Source organism: Bradyrhizobium semiaridum (assembly GCF_020329505.1).
In the GTDB taxonomy this organism is placed as follows: Bacteria; Pseudomonadota; Alphaproteobacteria; order Rhizobiales; family Xanthobacteraceae; genus Bradyrhizobium; species Bradyrhizobium semiaridum.
In genome coordinates, this window is record NZ_JAGKJJ010000037.1 from 35131 (window position 1) to 44064 (window position 8934).

Genomic DNA, 8934 nt, shown 5'->3' on the forward strand with positions numbered 1-8934 from the left:
CTGACTTCGCGGTCGCGCTTGCTACAAGGGGGCGATGCGCCCGCTATTGATTCGCCTGTGCTCTGGATTCGTCGCGCTCGCGCTGACCGCGGGGGCGCCGTCTGTCTTGGCAGGCGAAGCAAGTGCATTGCCGCCGGGCGTCGCCAACGCGATGGCGCAGGCCTCGCCGGAGGCGATTGCCGATTATCGCCGCAAGCTCAGGGAATATCAGGAGGCGCGCGCCGCGTTCGACCAGGAGGCCAACGCCTACTGGAACGCGATCTCCGAGAAGCGGCGCGGCCGCAACGCCAAGCGCCGCGAGCGCATCCAGATCACGCTCGACGACTATGTGCTGGAACATCCGCCGCTCTACACCGGCCCGAAGCGGCCGGTGAATCCGGAGCCGGAGGAGACGCCGGAGCGGCCGCCGCGAAGGCCGATTCCGGTGGTCGCCGATTTCGTGCGCGCGGCGCAGGAGCTCTACCAGTTCACGCCGCAGCGTCCGGCCACCGAGATCGAGTTCAAGCGCGCCTATGCGCGCTACGCGCTCGCCTCGGGCCTGACGCGCGAGCAGGCGGTGCGGGTCTATTCGTTCGAGACCGGCGGCACCGGCAGTTACGACGTGCAGTCGGGCATCGAGCATGGCGGCAAGCGCGCGATCTCGACCGCGATCGGCTACAACCAGCTGCTGACCACCAACAGCGTCGAGCTGCTTGCCGAGCAGGGCCATGAACTGATCCGGGCGCTGGCCGAAAAGGTGGCGCAGACCTCGGGGCCGCAGCGCAAGCCGCTCGAACACAAGCTCGCCGTGCTGAAGCGCATGGTGGCGCATGCCAAGTCGGTGCCCGACACCTGGTCGGAGCACGAGAAGATCGGCAACACCGCGCAGGGCTGGGCCATGCACGCCATGGTGCTCGACATCGATGTCGGTCCGATGCTGCAGACCCACAAGCTGCTGACTTCGGTGATCTTCGCCCGCAACAAGGGCTACAACCGGCCGCTGACCGCCGCCGAGCTCGAGATGATGAACCTGACCGGCGACGGCACCGGGCTCGATATGGTCACGATGCCGCAGGCGATGCGCGAGCAGGTGCCGACTGCGAACTTCTTCCAGCGTTCCGGCTACGAGCGCAACCCGGTCGCGATCCGCCACAACACCGTGGCGAAGCTATTGGCCGTGACCAATGAGCGGATGGACTTCAACAGCAACAAGCCCGGCGCGAGAGAACTCGCGACGGCGTTCTGATCTCCCCGCGGCCGAAACGGCGCAGCGCCGGCTGGAGCATGACGGGATGAGCTGGAGCAGCAGTGACGTTCACCTCTCCCTTGGGAGAGGTCGGCGTGCAGCGCCGGGTGAGGGGTTACGGTCTCTCGTTGAAGCTGCGGCCCCTCACCCGATTTGCTGCGCAAATCGACCTCTCCCCGTCGGGGAGAGGTGGACCGAATCCGCGGCCAGACCGATCCAACCTAACTCCATCCGGCTCTAATTCGATCCGAACAGGAACTTGCCGTCGTCGCCGAGATACGGGGCAGAGCGCATGTAGAGCTGGCCGTTGTGGCCGATGAAGAACAGCGTCCCCTTCGGCACCTTCTTGGCACCCTTCAGCAGGGTGCCGGCATTGTTGGTGCCCATCTTGTAGGAGAGCGTCTTGCCGTCCTTGCCATAGGCGTAGCCCATGTCGGGCTTCAGCTCCCACGGCGTTGCGTCCTGCGCGCACGCCGATGTCGCCAGCCCGGCGACGGCCGCTGCGATCAAAAAGGTTCTGATCGAAAAGCCCTTGGTCGAAAAGCTCCTGGTCGAAAACGCCCAGTTCGAAACATGCGTCATGATCCATCCTCCCGGCGAACGAAAAAGAAAAATGCAGCCGCGTCAATGTCTTGAGCAGATCACGAAGGTGGCTCGATCGTCAATACGACTAACCGGCGAGAGCTCACGGCATTCCGCGACTTTGTGATTTTCCGCACCGCGCATCGCGACTATGTTTCCATTTCCGTCTACAAGCACCACCTTGATTGCGAAGAAACTCCTGGGGAAGATTCGGATGAACCACGTCATGAAGGTCGGTTTCGGTGTCGCGCTGTCGCTCATGATGCTGGCTTCGGTCGCGCAAGCCGACGACTTCAAGCTCTCCAACAACCAGCGGATCTCCTGCAGCCGTGGCCTGTCGGCCGGCAAGCTCAACACCGCGACCTGCAAGTCGTACGCTTACCTATTCAACGCAAAGACCTCGGAGTATTTCCGCTGCCAGGTGTCGCTGGCGCTGACGCGGGATAACAAGGAGGTCATCAACGTCCAGGCCGACGGCGGCTGCACAAGGAAGGCGCGTATTTTCGATACCGACGGCAACTATTCGTTCGACGCCACCGAGACCGAGCCGCCGAACACAAACTCGTTCTTCGGCCCCGGCGGCTATGCGATCTGGGCCAGCGACAACACCAGCCAGAAGATCCGTGGCTGCATCACCATCTCGTCGGGTCTCGGCTCCGACATCTCCAAGTGCCTCGACATGACATTCCAGTGACGGCGGGGCGCCTGATCGCTCCCGGCGAGGCGCTGCGAGCGATCGATAGCGCGGATGCGTCAGGCTGACGCGTCCTTTTCCGCCGGCAATTGCAGGCGCGACCGCGCGAACTTCTTGACGCCCATCGGCTTGCCGAACAGGTAGCCTTGCACCAGATCGAAATCGAGGTCGTGCGCGGCAAGGAAGTCCGCGCGCGTCTCGATGCCCTGCGCAACGACGCGCGCGCCGTTGTCGTGGGCCAGTTCGACGATGCGGCGGCACACCGTCTGCTTCAGCCGCTGGTCCGCGCAGCCGGTGACGAACTGGTGGTCGACCTTCAACTCGACGAACGGGAAGTTCGGCAGTCCCAGCAGCGAGGGCCAGTTGGCGCCGACATTGTCGATCGAGATGGCGATGTTGTGCAGCCGCACGCGCCTTGCGACCTCGATCGCGAGGTCGAGATTGTCGATGATCTCGCCGCTGTCAATCTCGATCAGCAGGCCGGCAAAGGCAGGGTGATCCGGCACCTGGCGACACAGCGCATGCACCGCATCGGGGTCGGCAAGAAACGAGATCGGCAGGTTGATCGAGAGATCAACCGGCCCCTTCTGCTCGACGAGGTAGCGCCAATCCTCGACTGCGCGGCCGATCACGAACTCGGACAAGGCGTGAAAATGCGGGTCGCTCTCGTCCGGAATGAAGTAGGCCGGCGGCACCACGCCCCAGGCCGGATGCCGCATCCGGATCAGCGCCTCGGCGCCGTTCGGGGCCAGCGTCCGCAGATGAATCTTCTGCTGGTACCACAGTTCGAGCCAGCCGGCCTTCAGCGCTTCGGGGACGTCGACTGCGGGGCTCGGCGCCGGCTCGACCGGCATCAGCGATGCCAGGGTCTGGCGCAGCGTTCCGGCGCTGAACGGCGTCGGTAGCGCCGGCAGCATCGCGATGCCGTATTCGTCGCCGACCTGCCGGACCGCCTTGACGATGATCGAGTCCGGCTGCCCGATCACGAGGACCTTGCCGCCATAGTCATTTCTCACCAAAGTCTCGAGAATTTTACTGACTTCGATGCCGTCAACCGACACGCCGAGCACCAGAAGATCGGGCCGTTCGGCCTCCAGCACGGCGTCGAGATCCGCGGCCTGACCGCACTCGCTGGTGATGAAACCGAGGTCCTCCAGCGCGTCGGCCAGGAAGGTGCGAAGGTGCTTTTTGCTGTCTGCAATGCATGCGCGAGGGATCAGCTTGCGATGTCCGAACCAGCCGGCGCGTGCGTGTCCAATGTGACTGATGTGATTCATGCCCCGCCTTTTGTTGGAATTACCCCGGTGCAAGTCGTACAACTACGGGGTGGCGGCAATCATGGAAATTTCTGGGTTATACAGGCGTTGCCTCGCTAACCTTAAGGTCGCCAATTTTAATCAAAGTGCCGCCTGTGCAGTGCTTCATATCACTGTCACGCATGCAATAAATGCGTCATCTCGCGTTCATCGGTGCGATCGAGCTAAACTCCGATCGCTGCCGTCGGTGTATCATCGAGAGACGCGCGTTAATGACTGTGTTGTCGTGTCGATGACAGTGCGGATCTGCACCATTGTCGGACAGCGAATCGCTGCTCACGCCGCTTGTTCGCGCCGTCCATCCTTCGTCGTCATTGGCAGCGTTTCCGGCATCAGCATGCAGTAGGCGATCAGCCCGGCAGCGGCGATCGCTGCGAGGAACAGGAACGCCGCGCCGTAGCCTGCGTGGACGACGATAAAGCCGGCCACCGCGGCGCTCAGCGCGCCGCCGATTGCCGTCGCGGTGGCGATCGCGCCCTGGCTGACATTGAAGTGCCCGGTGCCGTGCGTGAGGTCGGCGACCACGAGCGGAAACAGCGCGCCGAAGATGCCGGCGCCGATGCCGTCGAGCAATTGCACCGACACCAGCCAGTATGGATTGTCGGAGAGCGGATAGAGCGCGCCGCGGATCGCGAGCACGGCGAGCGCTGCCGCGAAGATCGGCTTGCGGCCCCAGACGTCGGCCTTGCGCCCGACCACGATCGCGACCGGCACCATCACGATCTGCGCCGCGATGATGCAGACCGACATCAGCGTGGTGCCGAGATTGCGGTTCACCAAGGCCAGCTTCTGTCCGACCAGCGGCAGCATCGCCGCATTGGCGAAATGAAAGATCACGGTGGCGCCGGCGAAAATCAGCAGCGGCCGGCAGGTCAGCAGCACGCGAAAGCCGGAAGGCTTGACGTGTCGCGCGCCGTTCGGCTCCGCGACGTCGTCGAGACCGCGCGCGATCTGATGGTCGATGGCGCGGGCCGGGATCGCCAGCGTCGCCACGATGCTCGCGAGCGCCATCGCGGCGAGCAGCCAGAACACAACCACCGGTCCGAACCAATAGGCGGTGCCGCCGGCGACCGCCGCGGCCACGGCGTTGCCAGCATGGTTGAACGCCTCGTTGCGGCCGGTCCGCGCCGCGAACGCCTTGGGACCGACGATGCCGAGCGTCACGGCTGCGATCGCCGGCGCGAAGACGGAGCCCGCTGCGGCCGCAAGCGCCTGCGTCGCCGCGACCAGCGCAAAGCCGCCGAGCAGCGGCAGCACGAGGCAGGCGGCGGTGACGATCATGGCGGCGGCGATCATCAGTCCGCGCTTGGCATGGCTGCGGTCGATCAGGGCACCGGCCGGCGTTTGGGCCAGGATGCCGGCGATCGCGGCGATCGACATCACGGCGCCGATCGAGGCCGCGTCCCACCTCCGCTCGCTCAGCAGGTAGATCGCCAGATAGGGGCCGAGTCCGTCGCGGACGTCGGCGAGGAAGAAGTTCAGCGCGTCGAGCGATCGTTCAACAGTCATTTCGGATGGCTGCAAGTGATACCTCGCCGCAAGGCTGCGCCCCTCAACCCGCCCGGAGGGCGAGAGTTCCCGCAGCCCCTCATCCGACGGTGCTGGCATACGGCCTTGCGCGGCCCATGCGTCGTTTGGATGGGTTGACCCCGAGGGAGCGTCCGGCCAATTTCCGGCCGGCTTAAGGGGAGAATAATGCTCATGAATTGGAAATTGGTGGCGGCCGCGACCGTGGCAGCCAGCGTGCTGACCGCGCCCGTTGCGCGGGCCGAGCAGTTCATCAACGTGCTGACCGGCGGGACCTCCGGCGTCTACTATCCGCTCGGCGTCGCGATGGGGAAGATCTTCGGCGACAAGATTCCCGGCGTGAAGACCCAGGTGCAGGCCACCAAGGCCTCGGTCGAGAACCTGGTGCTGCTGCAGCAGGGCCGCGGCGAGATCGCCTTCACGCTCGGCGATTCGCTGAAGGCCGCCTGGGAAGGCGATGCGGAAGCCGGCTTCAAGAACAAGCTCGACAAGCTGCGCACCATCGGAGCGATCTATCCGAACTACATCCAGATCGTCGCCACCGCCGAGAGCGGCATCAAGACGCTCGCCGATCTCAAGGGCAAGAGCTTGTCGGTCGGTGCGCCGAAATCCGGCACCGAGCTCAACTCGCGCGCGATCCTCGCGGCCGCGGGCATGAGCTACAAGGATCTCGGCAAGGTCGAGTATCTGCCGTTCGCCGAATCCGTCGACCTGATGAAGAACCGTCAGCTCAACGCCACGCTGCAGTCGGCCGGCCTCGGCGTCGCCTCGCTGAAGGATCTCTCGACCTCGACCGCGATCAGTGTGGTTGCGGTGCCGAAGGAGACCGTCGACAAGATCGGTTCACCCTTCGTCTCGGTGATCATCCCGGCCAATACCTATACCGGCCAGGACAAGGACGTGCCGACCGCGGCGGTGGTGAACTATCTCGTCACCTCCAGTGCGGTGCCGGATGAGCTCGCTTACCAGATGACCAAGCTGGTCTATGAATCGCTGCCCGAACTCGCCAACGCCCACGCCGCGGGCAAGGAGATCAAGCTCGAGGCCGCCGCGAATGGCAGCCCGGTTCCGCTGCATCCCGGCGCGATCCGCTATTACAAGGAAAAGGGCCTGATCAAGTAAGGCCGGCTACGCTTGCAAGGTGTCATGGCCGGGCTTGACCCGGCCATCCATCCTTCTAAAGAGCTTTTCTCGATGGATGCGCGGGTCATGCCCGCGCATGACGTGCGGGGGATGCGGCCGAAGGCGCCATGCAGGTGCGATGGCGGCACGGGCACGGCGGGGGACTAATTCAATGCAGCAGCAGGCCGAGGGCGCAGAGCAGCCCATCAAGGTTGAATTCGATAATTTCGAGCACGGCTTTCCGGAAGGGTTCGGACCGGGCGGCTGGGGGCATCTGGCCTATGCCGTCGGCCTCGTCTTCGCGGCGTTTCAGCTCTATGTCGCGGCGTTCAACTACCTGCCGAGCCAGGTGGTGCGCGGCGTCCATGTCGGCTTCCTGATCCTGTTGACCTTCGGCCTGATCGGCAACTTCACCGCCAAGACCGGTTTCGGCCGCGCGGTGAGCTGGCTGGTCGGCACCGCCGGCTTCCTCTGCGGGCTCTACCAGTGGATCTTCTACGCCGACCTGATCGCGCGCGACGGCGATCCGACCCACACCGACCTTGCGGTCGGCACGCTGCTCGCGATCCTGATCTTCGAGGGCACGCGGCGGCTGATGGGCGCGGCGCTGCCGCTGATGTGCGGCGCCTGTCTGCTGTACTGGTTCTTCGGCCAGTATCTGCCGTCGCCGTTCAACCATCGCGGCTATGACTTCGACCAGATCGTCACCCATCTGTCGTTCGGTACCGAAGGCTTCTACGGCGTGCCGATCTACGTCTCGGCGACCTACATCTTCCTGTTCATCCTGTTCGGCTCGTTCCTCGAGCGCGCCGGCATGATCCAGCTGTTCACCGACGTCTCGCTCGGCCTGTTCGGCCGCACGCGCGGCGGCCCGGCCAAGGTCGCAGTGTTCGCCTCGGGCATGATGGGCACGATCTCGGGCTCCGGCGTCGCCAACGTCGTCACGGTCGGCCAGTTCACGATTCCGCTGATGATCAAGTTCGGCTATCGCCGCGCCTTCGCGGCCGGCGTCGAGGCCACCGCATCGATGGGCGGCCAGATCATGCCGCCGGTGATGGGCGCAGTCGCCTTCATCATGGCCGAGACGCTCGGCGTACCCTATTCGGAGATCGTCAAGGCCGCGGTGATCCCGGCCGTCCTTTATTTCGCCTCGGCGTTCTGGATGGTGCATCTGGAGGCCGGCAAGCATGGCCTCGTCGGCATGAAGCGCTCGGAGATCCCGAGCGCGTGGAAGGCGCTGGTGGCGCGCTGGTACCTTGTGCTGCCGCTCGCCGCGCTGGTCTACATGCTGTTCGAAGGCTTCACGCCGCTCTATGCCGGCAGCATCGGGCTGGCGCTGACCGTGGCGCTGATCCTCGGCGCCAGCATCACGCTCGGTTTCTCCAACACCGTGATCCGCTACATCTTCTGGATCGGACTTGCGCTGGTGGTGGCAGCCGTCTCCCGCAAGGGGCTGGATATCGTTCAGGTCGGCGGCATCGTCGCCGGCCTGGTCGTGATTGCCGCGCTGACCCGGGGCGGCCGCGCCACGCTCAAAGCCTGCCGCGACTCGCTCGCCGACAGCGCCAAGTCGGCGCTGACCGTCGGCATGGCCTGCGCCATAGTCGGCACCATCATCGGCATGATGACCCAGACCGGCGTCGGCACCATCTTCGGCAGCTGGATCATCGGGCTCGGCGCCAAGAGCCTGTTCCTGGCGCTGATCATGACCATGCTGCTGTCGATCCTGCTCGGCACCGGCATCCCGACGATCCCAACCTACATCATCACCGCGGCGCTGGCCGCGCCGGCGCTGGCAAAACTCGGCGTGCCCTTGATCGCGAGCCACATGTTCGCGTTCTACTACGGCATCATGGCCGACCTCTCGCCGCCGGTGGCGCTCGCCGCGCTGGCGGCCGCGCCGATCGCCAAGGAGAACCCGGACAAGATCGGCTGGGAGGCGATGCGAATCGCGCTCGCCGGCTATGTCATCCCGTTCATCTTCGTCTACTCGCCGGCGCTGATGCTGCAGAACGGCGACCCGATGCAGGCGCAGCTCGGCTTCTACGGCGCGGTGGCGCTGGCGACCTTCAAGGCGCTGGTCGCGATCGGATTGTTCGGCATCGTCGCGATCGGCTTTCTGTTCACGCGGCTGAGCTGGATCGAGATCGCGGTCGCGTTCGTGGCAGCGCTCTGCTTGCTCGGCGATTTCCGCTTCTCGGACACCGCAGGCTTCACGCTGGCCGCGGCCGTCGTGCTCTGGCAGTGGCGGCAGCGCCCGCGCGATGCGGTGGCCGCGGCTTGAGCCTCTGCCTCGCCTCCGCCGGCGTGGTGAAGGCGCTGCAGGCTGCGGCCTTCACGCTCGCCTGGACGCATTCGATCGAGAAGACCGCCTGGCAGGAAGACTGGGTGGTCACGTCCGCCGGGCTCGAATTGACGCAGGCCCGCATCAAGGGCACCGGCGCCGGCATGGAGCCGCCGCCGGAGGC

8 protein-coding genes are annotated in these 8934 nt (G+C 65.1%); 5 read left to right on the forward strand and 3 right to left on the reverse strand.

The window, feature by feature from the left end:
* Positions 1 to 34 precede the first annotated feature (34 nt).
* The gene (locus J6500_RS28580) at positions 35 to 1225 is read left to right on the forward strand and encodes a hypothetical protein (RefSeq protein WP_225716045.1); all 1191 of its coding nucleotides are present in this window, start codon (positions 35 to 37) and stop codon (positions 1223 to 1225) included.
* A gap of 237 nt (positions 1226 to 1462) precedes the next feature.
* Here the strand turns inward: J6500_RS28580 and J6500_RS28585 are convergent, their stop codons facing one another.
* Positions 1463 to 1807 carry a hypothetical protein gene (locus J6500_RS28585; protein ID WP_225716046.1) on the reverse strand — a complete coding sequence of 115 codons (345 nt, stop codon included), beginning with the start codon at positions 1805 to 1807 and terminating at the stop codon, positions 1463 to 1465.
* A gap of 214 nt (positions 1808 to 2021) precedes the next feature.
* Between J6500_RS28585 and J6500_RS28590 the strand changes: the two genes are divergently transcribed.
* Entirely contained in the window at positions 2022 to 2501 is a 480-nt protein-coding gene (locus J6500_RS28590) for a hypothetical protein (protein WP_225716047.1), read from the forward strand.
* 59 nt (positions 2502 to 2560) lie between these two features.
* Here J6500_RS28590 and J6500_RS28595 read toward each other — a convergent pair whose 3' ends face one another.
* Both J6500_RS28595 and J6500_RS28600 read right to left on the reverse strand, forming a co-directional pair.
* Positions 2561 to 3778, reverse strand: coding sequence for an EAL domain-containing response regulator (locus J6500_RS28595; protein WP_225716048.1), 1218 nt, complete (start codon positions 3776 to 3778; stop codon positions 2561 to 2563).
* Positions 3779 to 4093: 315 nt separating this feature from the next.
* Positions 4094 to 5326 (reverse strand): MFS transporter, encoded by a 1233-nt coding sequence (locus J6500_RS28600; protein ID WP_225716049.1) that lies wholly within the window; start codon positions 5324 to 5326, stop codon positions 4094 to 4096.
* A 192-nt stretch (positions 5327 to 5518) separates the two neighbouring features.
* On the opposite strand from J6500_RS28600, the gene J6500_RS28605 reads away from it, so the two are divergent.
* The 3 genes from J6500_RS28605 to J6500_RS28615 all read left to right on the forward strand — a co-directional run.
* Positions 5519 to 6466, forward strand: coding sequence for a TAXI family TRAP transporter solute-binding subunit (locus tag J6500_RS28605; protein ID WP_225716050.1), 948 nt, complete (start codon positions 5519 to 5521; stop codon positions 6464 to 6466).
* 172 nt (positions 6467 to 6638) lie between these two features.
* Positions 6639 to 8750: a TRAP transporter permease gene (locus J6500_RS28610; protein WP_225716051.1), complete on the forward strand. Its 2112-nt coding sequence runs from the start codon at positions 6639 to 6641 to the stop codon at positions 8748 to 8750.
* The coding region (locus J6500_RS28615) for a DUF1850 domain-containing protein (protein ID WP_225716052.1) at positions 8747 to 8934 on the forward strand (188 nt) is incomplete at its 3' end. The genes J6500_RS28610 and J6500_RS28615, both read left to right, overlap by 4 nt.

Bases quoted from the DNA above. Each gene is read 5' to 3' on its own strand.
- J6500_RS28585 (WP_225716046.1), bottom strand. From the start codon at position 1,807: ATGACGCATGTTTCGAACTGGGCGTTTTCGACCAGGAGCTTTTCGACC.
- J6500_RS28600 (WP_225716049.1), bottom strand. From the start codon at position 5,326: ATGACTGTTGAACGATCGCTCGACGCGCTGAACTTCTTCCTCGCCGAC.
- J6500_RS28610 (WP_225716051.1), top strand. From the start codon at position 6,639: ATGCAGCAGCAGGCCGAGGGCGCAGAGCAGCCCATCAAGGTTGAATTC.
- J6500_RS28595 (WP_225716048.1), bottom strand. From the start codon at position 3,778: ATGAATCACATCAGTCACATTGGACACGCACGCGCCGGCTGGTTCGGA.
- J6500_RS28590 (WP_225716047.1), top strand. From the start codon at position 2,022: ATGAACCACGTCATGAAGGTCGGTTTCGGTGTCGCGCTGTCGCTCATG.
- J6500_RS28605 (WP_225716050.1), top strand. From the start codon at position 5,519: ATGAATTGGAAATTGGTGGCGGCCGCGACCGTGGCAGCCAGCGTGCTG.
- J6500_RS28580 (WP_225716045.1), top strand. From the start codon at position 35: ATGCGCCCGCTATTGATTCGCCTGTGCTCTGGATTCGTCGCGCTCGCG.